We start from the raw sequence: 18,438 nt of genomic DNA on the forward strand, positions 1-18,438 counted from the left end.
TAGGTACGTTCCAGGGCTCACTCAGCAGCATCAATGCCACGCGTCTTGGAGCGCTCGTCGTTGAAGAGGCTATAAAACGCGCCGGAATACAAAAAACCGATGTCGATGAAGTGATCATGGGGAATGTACTGACAGCGGGCGAAGGTCAGGCGCCTGCGAGGCAAGCCGCTCTATTTGCCGGATTGCCGGAAACGGTCACGTGTATGACCATTAATAAAGTTTGCGGCTCCGGACTCAAATCCGTGATGCTGGCGGCGCAGGCGATTATGTGTGGCGATGCGGATGTAATTGTAGCAGGCGGCATGGAGAGTATGTCCAATACGCCGTATTTGCTTGAAAAAGCGCGTACCGGTTATCGAATGGGTCACGGTCAATTGGTAGACAGCATGATCAAAGACGGTTTGTGGGACGTGTACAATGATTATCATATGGGCAATGCTGCTGAATTGTGTGCCAAAGAATGCAATGTGCCGCGCACTGAGCAAGATGCTTTTGCGAAAATGAGTTTTGAGAGAGCATTAAAATCCCAAAAAGACGGTGCATTCGGTGATGAAATTGTCGGCGTTACGATCAAGGACAAAAAGGGCGATATAATCATTACTGAAGATGAAAATCCTAAAAAAGCTAATTTTGAAAAGATGCCGACGCTGAAACCCGCATTTCAAAAAGATGGAACCGTTACTGCGGCTAATGCATCCAGTATCAATGACGGCGCGGCCGCATTAGTCATCATGTCGCGGGAGAAAGCCGATCAGCTCAAACTCAAACCATTGGTGAAAATCATAGCCCAAGCGTCTTCGGCGCGTAAACCGGAATGGTTTACCACGGCGCCCATCGATGCCATCGGTAAAGTTCTGAAAAAAGCCGACAAAAAACTCGACGATATCGATCTTTTTGAAATTAATGAAGCTTTTGCTGTGGTAAATTTAGCTGCAGCTAAACAGCTTAATATTCCGACCGATAAAATGAATGTACAAGGCGGAGCTATCGCTTTAGGTCATCCGATCGGCGCCAGTGGAGCGCGTATTTTAACTACATTGGTTCATGCGCTCAAACGCCATCAGAAAAAAACGGGAATGGCCGCGATCTGTATCGGCGGTGGCGAAGCCAGTGCTTTGATTATTGAAAGAATATAATTAACTTTCGTTAAAATTGACAAAAGGCTGTTCCGTTCCGGGCAGCCTTTTTATTTTTTCCATAGGTTTTAGTTTAACTTAATTTGTGAATAAGCTATATTCTATACTGAAAAATTAAAATTAATCCACAGTTGTTTAGGTGAAAATATGAGTTCTATTGGAACTGACATGAATCCTCTTCGCGTGGCCATTATCGGGTCGGGTCCTTCCGGTTTTTATGCTGTCGATCATTTGCTGAAACAAAAGAACCTTACGGTTGAAATCGACATGTTCGATCGATTGCCGACGCCGTATGGATTGGTAAGAGGAGGAGTTGCTCCGGATCATCAGAAAATAAAAGCTGTCACCAAAGTTTATGAAAAGATCGCTCAACATCCGTTATTTCGTTTTTATGGTAATGTCACATTTGGTAAAGATATTCTGCATGAAGATATAATATCTTTTTATCATGCGGTGATTTATGCTGTCGGCGCTCAATCGGACCGGCAAATGGAAATTTCCGGGGAAAGCTTGTCGGGAAGCCACGCAGCGACAGAATTTGTAGCGTGGTACAATGGTCATCCCGATTATCAACATTTTAAATTTGATTTATCGCAGGAAAAAGTTGCGGTGATCGGTAATGGTAACGTCGCGATGGACGTCGCACGTATTTTGGCGAGTTCTTACGAGGAATTACGCCGGACGGATATTTCCGATGAGGCTCTAGAGCAATTGAGAACAAGCCGTGTTAAAGAAATATATCTGGTTGGTCGTCGAGGCCCTGCGCAAGCGGCATTCACTAATCCCGAGATCAAAGAGTTGGGTGAAATGGAAGCTTCAGACATTCATGTAGATCCCAAAGAAATCGAGATTGACGATCTGACTACCGAGGTTATAAGAACAGCAGCCGATTCGAACGTTAATCGTAACATTGAGATTTTGTTGGATTATTCCCGCAGGCCTTTAATGGAGAAGCCGAAAAGAATCATCATGAAATTTTTATGGTCGCCGGTCGAATTGATTGGCAGCCAAAAAGTCGAGGCGATCAAGTTAGTTAAAAACAAGTTATACAAAAGCGATGACGGCTCGTTACGGCCAAAACCGACGGATCATTTTGAAACGATTAAGGTAGGATTGGTATTTCGATCGATCGGATATAAAGGCATTCCGTTGCCGGGAGTTCCGTTTGATGAAAAAAACGGGATTATCCCTAATCAAGAAGGCCGTGTCAAAGATCGTATCGGTGAATATGTTGTCGGATGGATCAAACGCGGGCCGTCAGGCGTGATCGGAACTAATAAGCCTGATTCGCAAGCAACCGTTGAGAAAGTTTTACAAGATGTATCCGAAAAGCGCATGCTTCAACCGATGAATCCTTCGCGAAAAAAAATGGAAGAATTTCTGGCCAAACGTAACGTGCGATTTGTATCGTTTGATGATTGGCTGCTCATTGACCGAACGGAACTGGCGCGCGGAGCGGACGAACATCGGCCAAGAATTAAATTTACGAATACCAATGCAATGCTAGAGTTGATTCAAAAAAAATAATCGGGAGATTTTCATGCGATATTCTCAAATTGTAGCTGGCTTATTACTAATGGTGTGCCTGTCGTGCGGAACCGGAAAAAATCCATCGCCCATTGTTGTCGCGATTAAAGCGGATGCCGATCAAATCAATCCGGTCACGCACGTGACGGCATTCGGTCGGATTTTATGTACCGGAGTTCTGCCACGTCTGATGGAATCAGAATTCGATTCGGCATCGGGACTTGTCCGTTATTCACCATTATTAGCTAAAAATTATGAGCTTTCTCAAGACGGAAAATCCCTTACCTATCATTTACGCACTGATTGGAAATGGGAAGATGGAGTTCCGGTCACGGCGAAAGATATTAAATTTACTTTCGAATTAATACAACATCCGGATGTCGCCAGCCCTAAGAAAGAACATTTGCAAATGTTTGAGAATGGAGAAGGGGAAAATTTAGATAAAGCGATTGAGATTCCCGACGATTCAACGGTTGTGTTCCATTTTAAAAAGCCATATGCGCTTCAATTATACGATACGAATCTTCAGCCGGGTTTTCTGCCGTATCATTTACTCAAAGATGTCAGACCGTCGGAATTGCGCCAACATTCATTTAATTCTAAACCTCTTTCTGCAGGACCCTTTAAAGTTCAGGAATGGAAAAAACAAGAGCAGATAGTGTTTGTACGCAATACAAACGTTCCGTTATCTGCGAAAACAGATCGGATTGTTTTCCGTGTAATACCGGAATACACGACACGCCTGACAGCTTTAAAAACCGGTGAAGCCGATGTGATGTATCCGATCAATCCACAAGACGTTCCGGAGTTGCGAAAATCAGGTATTCGCATCGACGTCATGCGTTCTCGTTATTATGATTATGTCGGATGGCAGAACATCGATCAAAAAGTTTATCATGAAAGCAACGGTAAGATTATCAAGCCTCATCCGCTGTTTGGTGATAAACGTGTGCGACGGGCTTTGACGATCGCGATTAATCGCGAGGAGATTATTGATGGTTTTTTGGGCGAATTCGGGCGTCCAGCCGTATCACCGATTTCTCCTCTTTATAAATGGGCTTTGAATGACACGTTGAAACCATTGCCGTACGATGCCAATGCATCTAAAAAACTTTTAGCTGAGGCCGGATGGATCGATCATGACGGCGACGGTATTTTGGATAAAGATGGGAATAAATTTGAATTTGAGTTGTATTACGATGCCGGAAATGAGCGGCGTGAATTTGCCGCCTTAATCATTCACAAAAATCTCGAAGCTATCGGAATCCGGGCAGATATCCGGCAGGTTGAAACGAATGTTTTTTACGACAATGAATTGAAGAAAAATTATGACGCATTTATTTCTGGAATCGGCGTGACCCTTCAGATCGACCCTACCAGCGAATGGCATTCCGATCTTCAATCAAATCTATACAATGATGTTTCGTATCAAAATGCAGAAGTTGATCGATTGATCGAAGAAGGTAAGAATGTCCGATCGTCGGTTGACGCCGCTGAAACATGGAAAAAATTTCAAGCGATTATTTATAATGATCAACCGGCAACGTTTTTATTTTGGAGAGATGAAATCGTCGGGTATAACCCAAAAATTCAAAACACCCACACCAGTATTTTAGGAGAGATTGATAAATTTTGGCTTTGGACAATTGGCAGTGAACAATGATTAATGCAATAACGAGTAATTAAATGGCGACGTTGTGCAGAGTTGTTTCGATAGTTTTGGGTGTTTTATATATTCTACTGGGATGGATTTGGGTCTACGCTCTGGCTGTTACGGTGATGCCTCTTGGGTTTTTAGGCCTATTCTTTTGGTGGCTTACGCGAAAAACGGAAAAAAATTATAACCGATGGACACAAGTAGCTTTTTATATCAACGTGTCCGGATTTATCAGTTCGGCAATTGCGTTCCTGTTATGGTATATCTTTGCTAAATAAGAATTCTATTGCTCATTGCTAAGCAACAGCTTCCCACCGGCGTTCGTCAAAGATCAACTGACGGGCTAATTCGCGTTCTTTTTCATCAATTTTGTACAAAGGCATGATTTTCTGTGCATTCACAATAGCCATATCGAGTCCGGCTTCTATGGCGTAATGCAAAAAGACGGAATTAATAACATGCCGTGCTTGAGGATTTAATCCAAATGAAATATTGCTGACACCGAGCAATGTTTTGACTTTTGGAAGAGCTTGTTTGATCATACGGATTGCTTCAATCGTTTCAATACCTGCTTTACGAAATTCCTCTTCGCCTGATCCAAGAGTAAAAGTAAGCGTATCAAAAATCAGGTCTTCTTCGCGCATGCCGTATTTATCGATTGCCAGATCGTGAATGCGTTTGGCGATTGCAAATTTTTCTTCACGTGTTTTGGCCATTCCTTTTTCATCGATCGTCAGTGCGACGACCGCCGCGCCATAACGTTTGCATAACGGCAGTACATGTTCCATTCTTTCTTCGCCGTCCTCAAGATTGATCGAGTTGACAATAGCGCGTCCACCGAGAAGTTGCAAGGCGCGTTCGATTACCGGATATTCCGTCGAATCAATCATAACGGGAATCGACACTTGCGTGTTAAACCGCGTGATGGCTTCCTCCATGTCTTTGACCTCATTGCGGCCGACGTACGCGACACAAACGTCAAGTACATGCGCGCCTTCCCGGACCTGCTCTTTGGCCATGGAAACCATTTCGTCATAATTTTCAGCGATCAGCAGTTCTTTAAATTTTTTCGATCCATTCGCATTCGTGCGCTCGCCGATGATGACGGGCGGTGGATCGATGTGCATCGGTGCCGGCGCATAAATCGAAGCGACGGAGGGTGTATAGTTCCATGCGCGGGCCTTTGGTGCTGTATTGGACAAAGCTTCGGCCAGAACTTGAATATGTTCCGGCGTCGTACCACAACAACCGCCAACAATGTTAACGCCGAGATCTTTGGAAAAATGCGAAAGCCATTTTTTTAATTCATCCGCAGAAAGATGATAATGCGCTTTTCCACCGATATTTTCAGGTATTCCGGCATTAGGCATACAGAAAACCGGTTTGGGCGAATTTTGGCAGAGATAACGGATATTTTCGGACATTTCCTGCGGGCCGGTTGCGCAATTCATTCCGAATACGTCGACGATGTCAAAAGGCTCGATCGACGTCAACGCGGCGCCGATTTCGGTTCCCATCAGCATCGTTCCCGTCGTTTCAACTGTGACCGAGACAATGACCGGAATTTTTTTCTTTCGATCTTTGAAAAGATCCTGAGCGGCAGTAAGAGCGATTTTCGTCTGTAAAATATCCTGACAAGTTTCGATGCTCAATATATCTGCGCCACCGTCTAATAAGCCGGCCATTTGTTCATAAAAAGACTGATGCATCGTTTTATAATCGATATGCTGCAGAGAAGGTAATTTCGTAGTAGGACCAATGGAAGCCGCTACGAAACGTGGCTTGTCAGGAGTCGAAAATTGATGGGCGCATTTTTTAGCCAATTCGGCCGACAGCTTGCTCAATTCGTATGCGCGGTTCTGTAAATTGTATTCGGCTAAAACAATCGACGACGATCCGAACGAATTGGTTTCGATTACGTCAGCTCCGGCTTTCAGGAAATCAATATGAACTTTTTCCATGGCTGAAGGCTTGCTGAGAAGTAAATATTCGTTGCAGCCATTATATTCTTCGCCGCCAAAATCGTCCGCGGTCAGATTCTGTGACTGAAGATTGGTTCCTGTTGCGCCGTCGAAAATTAAAATTTTTTCGTTAACAAGTTCTAAAAACGATTTCATTAGTGGCCTTTACTTTGTCATAAACGGCAAATTATAAAAAAAGCGATCCCGAAATGAGATCGCTTTTTATTCATTTCGAAGCTTATTAATTAATAGCGGTACCAATCGGGTTTGAAAGGTCCTTCGACTTTTACACCGATATAATCCGCTTGCTTTTTGCTCATCATTTCAAGTTTCACGCCGATTTTTTGGAGATGCAAACGTGCAACTTTTTCATCAAGATGTTTTGGTAAAGTATAAACTTTATTCTCGTATTTATTGGAATAATTCCAAAGTTCGATTTGAGCCAGAACTTGATTGGTAAATGAGTTGGACATGACGAACGAAGGATGTCCCATCGCGCAACCGAGGTTGACTAAGCGGCCTTCGGCGAGAACGATGATATCTTTGCCGTCAACCGTATATTTATCGACTTGCGGCTTGATCGTATCTTTAGTTTTGCCGTAATTTTTATTGAGCCAATCCATATCAATTTCAATATCGAAGTGTCCGATATTGCAGACAACGGCATTATGTTTCATGGCTTTGAAATGCCGATCAACGATGATGTCGCAATTGCCAGTTGCGGTGACGATAATGTCGGCTTCTTTAACGGCTTCATCCATCGTTTTGACTTCATAACCTTCCATGGCCGCTTGCAATGCACAAATGGGATCGATTTCCGTTACGATCACGCGTACGCCGGCGCTGCTGAGCGATTCGGCTGAACCTTTGCCGACGTCGCCAAAACCGGCGACAATAGCCACTTTACCGGCGAGCATCAGATCCGTTGCGCGACGGATCGCGTCGACCAATGATTCGCGGCAGCCATATTTATTGTCGAATTTTGATTTGGTTACGGAATCATTGACGTTGATGGCTGGCATCGGTAGCGTTCCTTTGGCGACGCGTTCGTAAAGACGATGCACACCGGTCGTCGTTTCTTCGGAAATACCTTTGACGCCTTTGGCCAATTCAGGATATTTGTCCAAAACCATGTTGGTGAGATCGCCGCCGTCGTCCAAAATCATATTCAATGGTTTGCGATCCGGCCCGAAAAATAACGTCTGTTCGATACACCAGTCAAATTCTTCAGCGTTCATACCTTTCCATGCATATACAGGAATTCCTGCTGCGGCGATTGCGGCAGCCGCATGATCTTGTGTAGAAAAAATATTGCACGATGACCATGTTACTTCCGCGCCAAGTTCGACTAATGTTTCAATCAGTACCGCCGTTTGTATGGTCATATGAAGGCAACCGGCAATGCGGGTGCCTTTGAGGGGCTTCTGTTTGCCATATTCTTCACGGATGGCCATAAGGCCAGGCATTTCCGCTTCGGCCAGTTTAATTTCCTTCCGTCCCCATTCTGCAAGAGATATATCTTTGACTTTATAGGGTAAATATTCTGTCTTCATTTTTTCTGCTACAGACATTACATAACTCCTTTAAATAATGTATTTAAAAATAAAAATATAGTTTGCTAACTGAATACGCGAAGATAGCCGAAACCATTGATAAATGCAATGTTGTTTTTACAAAAAAACCGGTTATCAGTCATTCAAGATGAACGTAAATTTTACCTTTGCCGCTTAATGCTCATGTTTTTCTTCAGAAGTATTTTCACCATCCTCCGGTACGTTAATTTTATCCGCTTCATTTTCGCACCAGTTAACCAGGTCCTTTTTTTCTTGATCGGAAAGTTTGGCTTCGGAATGCATTAATAAATAGATCGGCAACGGCATTTTGCCATCAGTAACCTCGCCGGCCATTTGTGATAGTTTTTCTACCTTACGGGATTCTTTGTAACTTCCCCAATCAGAAAGATTCAAATGTTTCCGTCCTTCATTAACATCTTGAACCAACAACCACGATACCGGCGCGACATTGCTGTACCATGGCCACTTGGTTTGATGGCTATGGCAATCGTAGCAGGCTTTTGATAGAATTGAAGCGATGTTTTCCGGTACCTGCATTTGAGATTGAAAAGTTTTTGACTGATCCGTAGGAGGATTCGTCATCTCCGGACGAATGAACTGGATAATAATCAGAACAATCAGCAATATCAGGCCAATCCATGTACGAATTTTCATAGAGAATTATTCTCCTATCATCTGTTGTATACTAAACGACAGTATTCTACAATTTTGAATTGTTATTTTCCATCTTTTTTGTAGATTGTTTAAAAAACTAGCTTTTGTGACAGTACTTTAAATTTAATCCTTATGAAGACAAACCTTGTTATTGTATTGTTGTTGATCGGCGGGGTTATTCATGAAATTAACCCATGCAGTTGCGGAACGGATAAAGATTTCATGACCGTCGCTCCGTCAAGTCCGTTAGTCGTTTTGGCCAAAATCAGCCATTATAAAAAAGTGGATGATTTAGAGCAAGCGATGGAAGTTGAGATCAAAGAAATTTTGAATGGCAAAGAATCACGCAAAAAAATCTGGATTTGGGGAGACGACGGCAAATTATGCCGGCCTTATGTGAAGCGGTTTCCCATCGGGTCAACGTGGATTTTAGCTGTTCGTCCGGATAACCATATTGAAAATCAGTACCAGATTTCCATTTGCGGTGAATATTGGTTAAAAGTAGACGGGACCAAAGTAACCGGCCGCATCGATTCGCTTGAGGAACAAACGAAATCGTTGGATGAGGTGAAGTCGCAATTCAAATCCAAGGTAAAAGAATTGAAAATTGAGAATTGAATTCAAAGAATGCTGTCCAATTCTCAATTTTCAATATTATCGACTTATTTCTTTTTCTTCCAATCTGCTGATAATTCCTGCATGCGCGCGAGATCGAACGGCGGCGACTGCATTCCTTTACTATAATCGAACGCTTTATCCATCATTTTGACAGCATCGGACGTTTTTCCGGCTTTCGCCAGCAATTGTGCTTTGACGCGGCAATTCCAGTAATTTTCAGTCAACATGATCGAAATGTCTACCCACTTCATCGCTTCATCTAAATTCACATTATTCTCGACACAATAATTGGCCGCTTGCATCATCGGCGCCCAACCGATGGCAGTACGTGCTTTGGCAAGTGTGAGGGACTGCGATTCAACTTCAATTTTGAACGAGAGCCTGATTTTTTCCCACGCCATGATGATGCGGCCGGAATTATCCGTCAGATCATCGAATGTAAACATCATGCGTTCCTGCATGTCGCCGGTTTGCGGTTTGACTTTGAACCGAACAGCTTCATTTTCCTGTTTATAGGAGTAGGTCATCCATGGCGTTGCGTTTTTATTCAATATGACGGTCCATTCCGTCGTCGCAGGAATAATGTGAAGGCTGTAAGTGCCGGAAGGGAGTTTAGTGCCTTCGATCATGACACTGTCTGAAAAAGTAATGGTGGTCGCTTCATTCGCTCCCGCACGCCAAACTTCGTTGTAAGGAACCACTTTGCCCCAGATTTCACGCCCTTTAACTCCGGGACGAGAATACGTAATTGAAACATCCGTAATACCGATGGTTTGTGAAACTGTGGCTTTGGGACTCGGACGGGGCAGTGTGACTTGCGCGGAAATTGAAAAAGCAGAAATTAAAAGTAATGTGATGAATAAACGCATGGCTGGCTTCCTTTCAATTTATGTAACTGAATAATTGGATGTATCATTGTGTATTACACTTTAAAAGTGTAATGCTGATTTTCGGGAACGTTGCATTCTCCGGTGTGAAAACAGCATAAGGATTTTATTCAATTAAGGCAAGACTTCGAATCGAATTTCGTCAGTTAATTTTTTATCAAACGATTCTGCCCGCAATACATACTGACCTGGTTTTAAGCGCCAAAGTTTTTTGAAAGGGATATCATTTTCTTCGTACAATTTTCCATTAAGATACCACCGAATGTGCGATACATTTCCCGGCGCCAATGCTTCGAAATAAATGGCTTGATAATCGCCGCGCAAATCCGGATCGATTTTAAATTGAGTTCCGTCGGCTGGATAAACTATTTTTAGCGACCGGACAGCATCAAATTGTTTACGCATATTCAACAACGCATCGTTTTGACGGTTGGCATCTTTGTCGGCATTCCATTGCGCATAAATAGGTGATAACGCGGCATAATTGACTTTACCCGAACTGCTGTGCGCACGGCATGAAACGAGCGGTTCGCTTCCGTCGATAAAGTATTCCTGTACGGTAGAGGCGCAACCTTCGTGAGATAATTCCCCGCTAATGCCGCAGACAGTTACTCGTTTGATTTTTGAAGGCAGCGGAAATTTTTCTGGTGAAGATTGACGATACAAATACAGCATGATCTCTCGCATAATAGGCCCGGCGCCGGTCACTCCCGAAATATCATTCATCGGTGAATTATCAAAATTACCCACCCAGACGCCGACGGTAAAATCATTGGTATATCCGAAAGTCCAGTTATCCCGGAAATCGGACGACGTTCCCGTTTTAGCGGCGCAGGGAAATGGCAGCGCAATCGGAGATTCGTATCCGAAAGCCGGAACACGTGCAATCGCGTCGGACAATATATCATTGATCAAAAAAGCCGTTTGCGGTGAAGTGATAACAGCAGGCGGCGGAACGTTTTCGTCTTCAATAGCGTGCAATCGGATCAAGCGGCCTTGATTCGGAAAAATGGTGTACGCTTGTGTAAGTTCAAACAGAGTTACTTCGCCATTACCCAACGTCAGCCCGTGTCCGTAGTAATCGGCATTATGATCAAGCGTTGTTATGCCGCATACCCGAAGTCGTCCCAAAAGCTGATCAACACCGAGCGTCTGCAAAATCCGGACGGCCGGCACATTGTAGGAACATGCCAGGGCGACGCGTGCACGGACAGGACCGTGAAACTTATGGTCATAATTTTTCGGAGTGAAATTGCCTTCGGCCGTTGGGATGACGGTTTCAACGTCCGGAATAAGTGAAGCGGGGGAGAATCCTTTTTCGAAGGCCAATGAATACGTAAATGGCTTCAGGGCACTACCCGGCTGGCGTTTTGAAAAAACCGCATTGAATTGTCCGTCGTGCTGTTCGCTGAAATAGTCCGCTGATCCGCACATGGCCAGTATCGATCCTGTAGAATTTTGTACGACGAGCACAGCGGCATTCGTTACATTTTCGTGGCTAAGCAACCTGATCTGACCGGTAACAATTTTTTCAATTTCTTTTTGAAGCGGCAGATCGAGCGTGGTGTGGATATTCGACGTTGCGTCCGGAGTTTTTTTCAAAATCCAGTTGATGAAATGCGGTGCATTGAAAGGCGAAGTTTTCGGAAACAACACAATAGGTTCATTAAGGGCTCGTTGGAGCTCGTCCTCACTCAAATGGCCGGCTTCGCGCAGTTTGGATAAAATAAAATGCTGGCGTTTTTGCGCCTTATCAAAATTTTTGTATGGATTGTAAAACGTCGGCGATTTGGGAAGAGCGATCAGAAAAGCCGATTCTGCCCAGCTTAAGTCCGATGAAGATTTGCCGAAATACAGCTGCGCTGCCGCCTCGATGCCGAATGCCTGATTACCAAACGGAATACGATTGAAATATTGTTCCAAAATTTCGTTTTTCGTTCGTGTATGTTCTAATCTCACCGCATACCACATTTCAATCAACTTGAAAAGAATATTTCTCGGAAAGTGATAGACATTCCTGATCACTTGCTGAGTGATAGTCGAACCGCCGCTAACGGTTTCCATCGCGCGCAGGTTCTGAGTGATTGCCCGAAGCGTTGCCATCGGATCGACGCCATGATGGTCGTAGAACCTTTTATCTTCAGCCGTGACGGCGCTCACTATGGCGCGGGGGCTGATTTTTTCCAACGGCGTCCATTGTCCGCGCCCTTCCTGCGGCGATAAAATTTCCCGAAGCAAATAACCATTACGGTCGAAAATTTTTACCGATGTGACTTCTTCAAATGTAAGATCATTTTCAGGCAGGGGATAGATGAAGAATGAAATCAGGATCAATACGACAAAGAGAATATCTTGTTTTTTTTCCTTCATAGGTTATTGTAATTAAATTTAAGTCAATGAACAATGAAACTTTACATGGCTTTAGGAATTGCGGTTTTGGACATAATCGGGCTACTAATAGGCTGTTAATACTGGCTCATTAAAACTATCGGAGAGTCTCTTCAAATGGAGCAATAAAACCTTCGTATTGCGTGACTTAAATTACCCAAAAAACTGACCTATATCATTTGCAAACCCTTGTTTAGGACTTATTTTGTAGCACAGGTGTAAGGGATGGAATTATTCAACAGTGTAGTCTAAGATCGATTTAAATAAGAGGCATGAAGTGCTCGAAGGTGTTGAAAAATCAACAGTTGTATATCAGGAGGAATGAGATGCCTGCTTTGAAAGAAAGACCTAAACCGTATGTATTTCCTGAATACTGCAAGGGGTGCGGGCGCTGTATCGAAGCGTGTCCGAAGCACTGCATTGAAATGGGAAAAGAAATCAATCCCGCAACGGGACTGATACCGGTGGTGCTGAAACTGGATTTGTGCAATGGATGCCAGCTCTGCGTTGATGCTTGTCCTGAACCGTTTGGATTGCAGCCGCAACCTAAGGAATTTGAATTTGAATTAATGGATCCGGAAAAAATGTTCGGTGAGAAACCGACGACGGCGCCCGTTCCGTTCCCCATTCTCGACACAGTTATTCAATTACCGCAGGTCGATCCCTTAGTAATCAAAGGCACATATGCGTCCGCGATCGGTGCATTACTGGCCGGATGTCGCCATTTCTTTGGATATCCGATCACTCCGTCCACCGAAGGCGCAGAATTGATGGCGAAGTTATTGCCTGATCTCAATGGCGTTTTTGTGCAGGCCGTCAGTGAAGTAGCAACGGTGAATATGATGTACGGTTGCAGCGGTGCAGGGTTACCGTGTATGACGTTTACATCTTCGCCCGGATTCAGCCTGATGCTGGAAGGTGTTTCCTATATGATCGGCGCGGAACTTCCGGCCGTATTCGTCAATATCATGCGCGGAGGTCCCGGACTCGGCAACATTGCGCCCGAACAAGCCGACATCAAACTGGCATGCCGCGGGCTCGGGCACGGCAATACGCACGCGATCGTTCTCACGCCGTCGACGCCGCAGGAAATGTTGAATCTTACAATTCTGGCTTTTGAATTGACTTTCAAATACCGTAGTCCGGTTGTATTGCTTGGCGACGGCTATCTGGGACAAATTACCGGTAAAGTCGAGTTACCCAAAACGATGACCAAGCCGGGCATTCCGGATTGGGCCGTATTCGGCGATGAAATGCATCGGAGAAATCTCATCTGTTCGATCTTCCTGAGTGAACAGGATTTGGAACAACATAATATTCATCTTAATGACAAATATGCGCGTATGACCGAAGCCGAGCAACGGGCTGATTTATTTTATTGCGATGATGCGGATGTTATTCTCATCGCATGCAATACTCCGGCACGGATGGCCAAAGGCGCTGTCGAACAATTGCGCAGCCAAGGCATTAAAGCCGGGCTATTCAGGCCGGTCACGCTGTGGCCATTTCCGATCAAAGCCTTGAAGCCGCTTTTGAAACAGGCCAATCATCTAGTGGTGGTGGAAGCGAGCGCCGGTCAATTGGAAGATGAAGTTCGTCTCGCGCTGAGTAATGCGGGTATTCGTGATTATCCTGAAATCAGTCACGTGCAGCATTTCGGCGGCGTTCTTCCGCAACAGCACGAGATCATCCACACCGTACTTTCACTCGAGGAGGTATTGTCATGAGTTCCGCATTTTATAATAAATTCGAACGGCATGCTCATGGTGAAGGACTCAAAGGACATTCGACGCACTATTGCCCGGGTTGCGGTCACGGGTTAGCGCATAAATTCATGGCACAAACTATTCAAGATTTAAATATACAAGACCGAACGATCGCCATATCACCTGTCGGGTGCAGCGTATTTTTGTATTACTACATGGATGTGGGAAACTCGCAAGCCGCGCACGGTCGTGCGCCGGTGGTGGCACTGGGACATAAGGTTGCCAACCCGAACTCTATTGTCATTAGTTATCAAGGGGACGGTGATCTGGCGTCGATTGGTCTTGCTGAAATCATGCAAGTCGCACAGATGGGCATTCCTATTACGGTCATTTTTGTCAATAACGCGATCTACGGTATGACCGGAGGACAAATGGCTCCGACAACATTGATAGGACAAAAAACGGCGACAACGCCTCACGGGCGGACGAATTTTGCAGGACAACCTTTGAAAATGGCCGAAGTGATCGCACAATTGGACGGTCCGATTTATGTCGAACGTGTAGCGTTGTATGACAGCAAGCAGCGTAATCGTGCGCATAAGGCCATTCACAAAGCGATTCAGCTTCAGGTTGAAGGCAAAGGTTTTGCGTTTGTAGAAGTATTGGCTGAATGTCCCACGCATTTAAAAATGACGCCGTCACAAGCGGAAGAATGGGTACGGGACTATATGACGCCGATCTTTCCTCTTGGAGTGAAAAAAGATCTGACGGTAGAACCGATGTGGGATGTGAAAGCGCCCGACTTTGATCCGAAAAAACTGACAAAATTGGTCGGCGGTACTACTGAACGCGTACCGAAATTTGCAAAAACTTTTCCAAGTCATATTGCGCAGAATGATATCGCGTTGAAATTGGCCGGGGCAGGCGGAGACGGAGCGCAAACCGCCGCCATGCTGATTACTAAAGCCGGCATCAATGAAGGATACGATGCCACGCATATTCCAAGTTATGGACCTGAATCCCGCGGAGGGACATCGTATGCCGATGTTCACATTGCCGATAAGGAAGTGCTTTCACCGTCTTCATCCAATCCGCATATCCTGATCGCCTTTAATGCACCGAGCCTGGCTAAATTCGGACCACAGGTCCAGGCCGGCGGGACGATCATTTATGATAGTTCAGTAATTGCTGAACCGCCTTCCATCAACAACGCCACCAAATTGGTCGGCGTTCCCTTCACCGAAATTGCGGTGGATCTCGGAAAGGCTATGGTCAAGAACATTGTCGCCTTGGGCGCCCTCCAGGCGGCAACCGGGATTTTTCCGCAAGATACTTTCTTAACCGCAATACGTCAGGCGCTGAAAGATAAATGCGCCATGATTCCTCTCAATGAGGAGGCTTTTAATTGGGGCATGAAAGCCTTCCATGGTCGGTAACGCAATCCCCTAGAGACCTTGTGGTCTGGGTTTTTAGGGGATTCCTCTTTTTTAATTACTCAATCGCCGGTCAAAATTTCTGCTTCCGTCTTATTTCGCTTCCCGACATGGATGGGCTAGAGGTGAATTATTTGTCGTATTCCCAATTTTTAACCCTTGTGCATTAGAAGGAGGCTTTGTAATATCACGCTAGATCAATGAAAGTGGAGATAGACCATGCGATTACGTTTAGCGCTGACAGTGATTTTGACAAGCTTCTGGATCAATGGGTGTGATTCAAGCGGAAGTAATCAGGCTCCATCTGAACCTTCTTCGCCGTTGCCGGCTTATGGGTTGACGGATGTTGCGATTGATGCCGTATTAGCATGGGATGCTGACGATCCTGATGGCGATGATCTGACTTTCGATGTTCGGTTTTATTTGGATGAAGCTTTGACCAACCAAATTGATTCGTCAATCGGTATCACTGTCCCGTACTATCAGGCGACTCTGGAATATAATACGATTTATTTTTGGCAAGTAACCGCGTACGACGGCCATACATCAACGAAAGGACCGGTTTGGCTTTTCACTACCGAAGATGTCCCGGCAACAGTGTTGATGGATGAAGATTTTGAAACGAGCCTCATCCCAAATGAAGAGTGGTTAACCGGAGATAACAATCCAAATTCAGGCTTGGATTTTTGGGACGATCAACCGACGAATTTAGGAGGACGCGCATACAAAAGCGACTGGGCATTGCATTGCGCGTTTGATAGCGATGTGCCAGGACAGAAATACGACAATGACATGCTCGCGTATTTTGAACGAGCCAATTCGGCCGGAGTTTCGCTGAATGGATATACGGAAGTGCAACTAAGCTTCTGGGTTTGGTACGATACGGAATTAGATTCCGATTATGTCCAGTTGCAGTATTGGACCGGTAGTGACTGGGCTGACGTAACCAATGGCTATTTTACCGGCACATCCAGCGGTTGGCAAAAGAGTATTATTTCATTTACGGGAATTGGCACTTTATGGGTACGGTGGCTTTTTGTGTCTAATGCGCAAAATACCAAGGAAGGCGCTTACCTCGATGACATTTTATTGACAGGAAAATCTTTATCGGCTGAGCGTACAGGTAAAAATAGGATCGTGATTAATAATCGAGGTATGCAGGGACCGTCGGGCAAACAAATGCCGGTCAAATCTGAAACGTTCACGAAAAAAAGATAGTCTTACATAAGCTATATCAGAAAAAAAAGCAGATTTTTATCTGCTTTTTTTTCGTACGTCTTTACAATCTGACAGAAATTCCTGTTTTTTATCTGCTCTTGCTTATCATAAAGCTTTCAAATATCTTATTATCAGATCCAAGACTTACCTTTTCGTTCCATTAAGATTTATTAAAAATTATTGACCATACCCAAGGAGCCAATTATGTGTATTAAAAAATCGTTATACACATTCTTTGTGTTATTTTTTATCGGAATTTCATTGCAAGCACAGGTGGTTTCCAAGTCCACACCTGAGATTCCCAAACAAATTCTATCAATCCGTTTGCGCGAGGCACTCCCCGCCGCAACGGTAAAGATCAATGGTTTGAAAGCCGTGTTGATCGGAGCGCCCATCGACGGCGATCAGGGAAGCTGGACAACGTCGGAGATCAAGAATCTGAAACTAACGGCTCAGACGCTCCGGCAAAACGGCGTTACGGTGTATGAATTTTACACGCCGGAAAATAATTGGGAAGCTATCAAGAAGGCCGCCGCCGGTGCGCAATTTCTCATGTACCGCGGTCACGGCGTTTACGACGGCAACGAGCCGCCTAATTGGGTCGGTGGTTTTTCATTGAAAGACAAATTCGCATCGTCTGATATTATTAAACAAGATTTAAAACTTGCGCCGGGTGCTATCGTCATGGTTTATGGCTGTTTCACGGCTGGCAATTCCGGTTCCGACATCGGCCAGATCAACCTCAAAGAAGCACAACGCCGGGTTGCCATGTATTCGAAGCCGTTTATGGAAATGGGCGCCTCGGGCTATTATGCCAATTGGTTCGGAGATGCATTTCAGCATTTTGTTGCCCATCTTTTTGCCGGTAAATCGCTTGGCAATGCCTATAAAGATTATGAAGATTTTAACTCGGAAACCGTGAATTATTCGATGCATCCTAATGCCGGCGATAAAGCCATGTGGGTTGACCACGATGATTGGAGCGGACAGATTGCATACAACAATGCGTTTGTCGGCGATCCCGATGTCACTTTGACGACGCTTTTCTCCGGCCAAAGTAATTTGGTTAAGGAAGAAATTGAAAAACCAAATGAAGAAAAAAAGAATACCGAAGTTAAAACCTCTTTTGCTTCTATGAGCTATTTAAGTAATCTGGAAAAACAAGTAGTTCGTGAGTTGAATGAGGTTCGCCGCAATCCGAAAGGTTATGCCAAATATGTAGCGGCTTTGAAAAAATATTTTAATGGAAAATTAATGACTATTCCGGGTGAAGACGCATCGATCATGACCAACGAAGGCGTTAGCGCTGTCAATGAATGTTATGATTTTTTGATGAACGCCGAACCGATTGATACCTTGAGACCGTCTAAAGGTTTATCGCAGGCCGCTGAAGATCATGCTGAGGATCAAGGGCCGACCGGTGAAACCGGTCATGACGGCAGCGATGGCAGTTCGCCGTTTGAACGAATCGAACGTTATGGGCAATGGCTATCGACGGCCGGAGAAAATATCGATTATGGCAATGACGACGCGCGGCGTATCGTTTTGTCGTTGCTGATCGACGACGGCGTACCTTCCCGTGGACATCGTGAAAATATTTTTAATACAGCGTTCAAAGTGGTTGGCGTAGCATGCGGACCGCATAAAGAATACCGAAACATGTGCGTAATGGATTTTGC

The 18,438-nt window shown here is 44.7% G+C and carries 14 protein-coding genes; 9 read left to right on the forward strand and 5 right to left on the reverse strand.

The annotated features are described in order from the left end of the window. From K1X84_14420 to K1X84_14435, 4 genes are all read left to right on the forward strand, one after another. Positions 1-1,136, forward strand: a 1,136-nt coding sequence (locus tag K1X84_14420; protein ID MBX7152820.1) for a thiolase family protein, incomplete at its 5' end; no start/stop codon positions are given. 147 nt (positions 1,137-1,283) lie between these two features. Next, the gene (locus tag K1X84_14425) at positions 1,284-2,663 is read left to right on the forward strand and encodes an FAD-dependent oxidoreductase (GenBank protein MBX7152821.1); all 1,380 of its coding nucleotides are present in this window, start codon (positions 1,284-1,286) and stop codon (positions 2,661-2,663) included. Positions 2,664-2,676: 13 nt separating this feature from the next. After that, on the forward strand, positions 2,677-4,326 hold the full coding sequence (locus K1X84_14430; GenBank protein MBX7152822.1) for a peptide-binding protein: 1,650 nt from the start codon (positions 2,677-2,679) through the stop codon (positions 4,324-4,326). A 23-nt stretch (positions 4,327-4,349) separates the two neighbouring features. Then, on the forward strand, positions 4,350-4,598 hold the full coding sequence (locus tag K1X84_14435) for a hypothetical protein (GenBank protein ID MBX7152823.1): 249 nt from the start codon (positions 4,350-4,352) through the stop codon (positions 4,596-4,598). Positions 4,599-4,616: 18 nt separating this feature from the next. Here the strand turns inward: K1X84_14435 and K1X84_14440 are convergent, their stop codons facing one another. The 3 genes from K1X84_14440 to K1X84_14450 form a co-directional block, all read right to left on the reverse strand. Further along, positions 4,617-6,437, reverse strand: a complete 1,821-nt coding sequence (locus K1X84_14440; protein ID MBX7152824.1) for a homocysteine S-methyltransferase family protein — start codon at positions 6,435-6,437, stop codon at positions 4,617-4,619. An 89-nt stretch (positions 6,438-6,526) separates the two neighbouring features. Beyond that, positions 6,527-7,852, reverse strand: a complete 1,326-nt coding sequence (ahcY, locus tag K1X84_14445; GenBank protein MBX7152825.1) for an adenosylhomocysteinase — start codon at positions 7,850-7,852, stop codon at positions 6,527-6,529. 156 nt (positions 7,853-8,008) lie between these two features. After that, entirely contained in the window at positions 8,009-8,509 is a 501-nt protein-coding gene (locus K1X84_14450) for a heme-binding domain-containing protein (GenBank protein MBX7152826.1), read from the reverse strand. Between the two features lie 132 nt (positions 8,510-8,641). Here K1X84_14450 and K1X84_14455 point away from each other — a divergent pair, with 132 nt between their 5' ends. Then, entirely contained in the window at positions 8,642-9,127 is a 486-nt protein-coding gene (locus K1X84_14455) for a hypothetical protein (GenBank protein ID MBX7152827.1), read from the forward strand. 44 nt (positions 9,128-9,171) lie between these two features. On the opposite strand, the gene K1X84_14460 is transcribed toward K1X84_14455, so the two are convergent. Both K1X84_14460 and pbpC read right to left on the reverse strand, forming a co-directional pair. Further along, positions 9,172-9,996, reverse strand: coding sequence for a DUF2911 domain-containing protein (locus tag K1X84_14460; GenBank protein MBX7152828.1), 825 nt, complete (start codon positions 9,994-9,996; stop codon positions 9,172-9,174). Positions 9,997-10,128: 132 nt separating this feature from the next. Further along, positions 10,129-12,384 (reverse strand): penicillin-binding protein 1C, encoded by a 2,256-nt coding sequence (pbpC, locus tag K1X84_14465; GenBank protein MBX7152829.1) that lies wholly within the window; start codon positions 12,382-12,384, stop codon positions 10,129-10,131. A gap of 344 nt (positions 12,385-12,728) precedes the next feature. On the opposite strand from pbpC, the gene vorB reads away from it, so the two are divergent. The 4 genes from vorB to K1X84_14485 form a co-directional block, all read left to right on the forward strand. Then, on the forward strand, positions 12,729-14,129 hold the full coding sequence (gene vorB, locus K1X84_14470) for a 3-methyl-2-oxobutanoate dehydrogenase subunit VorB (GenBank protein MBX7152830.1): 1,401 nt from the start codon (positions 12,729-12,731) through the stop codon (positions 14,127-14,129). Beyond that, positions 14,126-15,544, forward strand: a complete 1,419-nt coding sequence (locus tag K1X84_14475) for a 2-oxoacid:acceptor oxidoreductase family protein (protein ID MBX7152831.1) — start codon at positions 14,126-14,128, stop codon at positions 15,542-15,544. The genes vorB and K1X84_14475 overlap by 4 nt, the downstream gene beginning before the upstream one ends. 216 nt (positions 15,545-15,760) lie before the next feature. After that, positions 15,761-16,759: a hypothetical protein gene (locus tag K1X84_14480; protein MBX7152832.1), complete on the forward strand. Its 999-nt coding sequence runs from the start codon at positions 15,761-15,763 to the stop codon at positions 16,757-16,759. Positions 16,760-17,716: 957 nt separating this feature from the next. After that, the coding region (locus K1X84_14485) for a hypothetical protein (protein ID MBX7152833.1) at positions 17,717-18,438 on the forward strand (722 nt) is incomplete at its 3' end.

This window comes from bacterium (assembly GCA_019695335.1).
GTDB lineage: Bacteria > CLD3 > CLD3 > SB21 > SB21 > JABWBZ01.

Excerpts from the sequence above, each read along its gene's own strand:
- ahcY (MBX7152825.1), bottom strand. The coding sequence starts at position 7,852 with ATGTCTGTAGCAGAAAAAATGAAGACAGAATATTTACCCTATAAAGTC.
- K1X84_14425 (MBX7152821.1), top strand. The coding sequence starts at position 1,284 with ATGAGTTCTATTGGAACTGACATGAATCCTCTTCGCGTGGCCATTATC.
- K1X84_14475 (MBX7152831.1), top strand. The coding sequence starts at position 14,126 with ATGAGTTCCGCATTTTATAATAAATTCGAACGGCATGCTCATGGTGAA.
- vorB (MBX7152830.1), top strand. The coding sequence starts at position 12,729 with ATGCCTGCTTTGAAAGAAAGACCTAAACCGTATGTATTTCCTGAATAC.
- K1X84_14450 (MBX7152826.1), bottom strand. The coding sequence starts at position 8,509 with ATGAAAATTCGTACATGGATTGGCCTGATATTGCTGATTGTTCTGATT.
- K1X84_14440 (MBX7152824.1), bottom strand. The coding sequence starts at position 6,437 with ATGAAATCGTTTTTAGAACTTGTTAACGAAAAAATTTTAATTTTCGAC.
- pbpC (MBX7152829.1), bottom strand. The coding sequence starts at position 12,384 with ATGAAGGAAAAAAAACAAGATATTCTCTTTGTCGTATTGATCCTGATT.
- K1X84_14430 (MBX7152822.1), top strand. The coding sequence starts at position 2,677 with ATGCGATATTCTCAAATTGTAGCTGGCTTATTACTAATGGTGTGCCTG.
- K1X84_14455 (MBX7152827.1), top strand. The coding sequence starts at position 8,642 with ATGAAGACAAACCTTGTTATTGTATTGTTGTTGATCGGCGGGGTTATT.
- K1X84_14460 (MBX7152828.1), bottom strand. The coding sequence starts at position 9,996 with ATGCGTTTATTCATCACATTACTTTTAATTTCTGCTTTTTCAATTTCC.
- K1X84_14435 (MBX7152823.1), top strand. The coding sequence starts at position 4,350 with ATGGCGACGTTGTGCAGAGTTGTTTCGATAGTTTTGGGTGTTTTATAT.
- K1X84_14480 (MBX7152832.1), top strand. The coding sequence starts at position 15,761 with ATGCGATTACGTTTAGCGCTGACAGTGATTTTGACAAGCTTCTGGATC.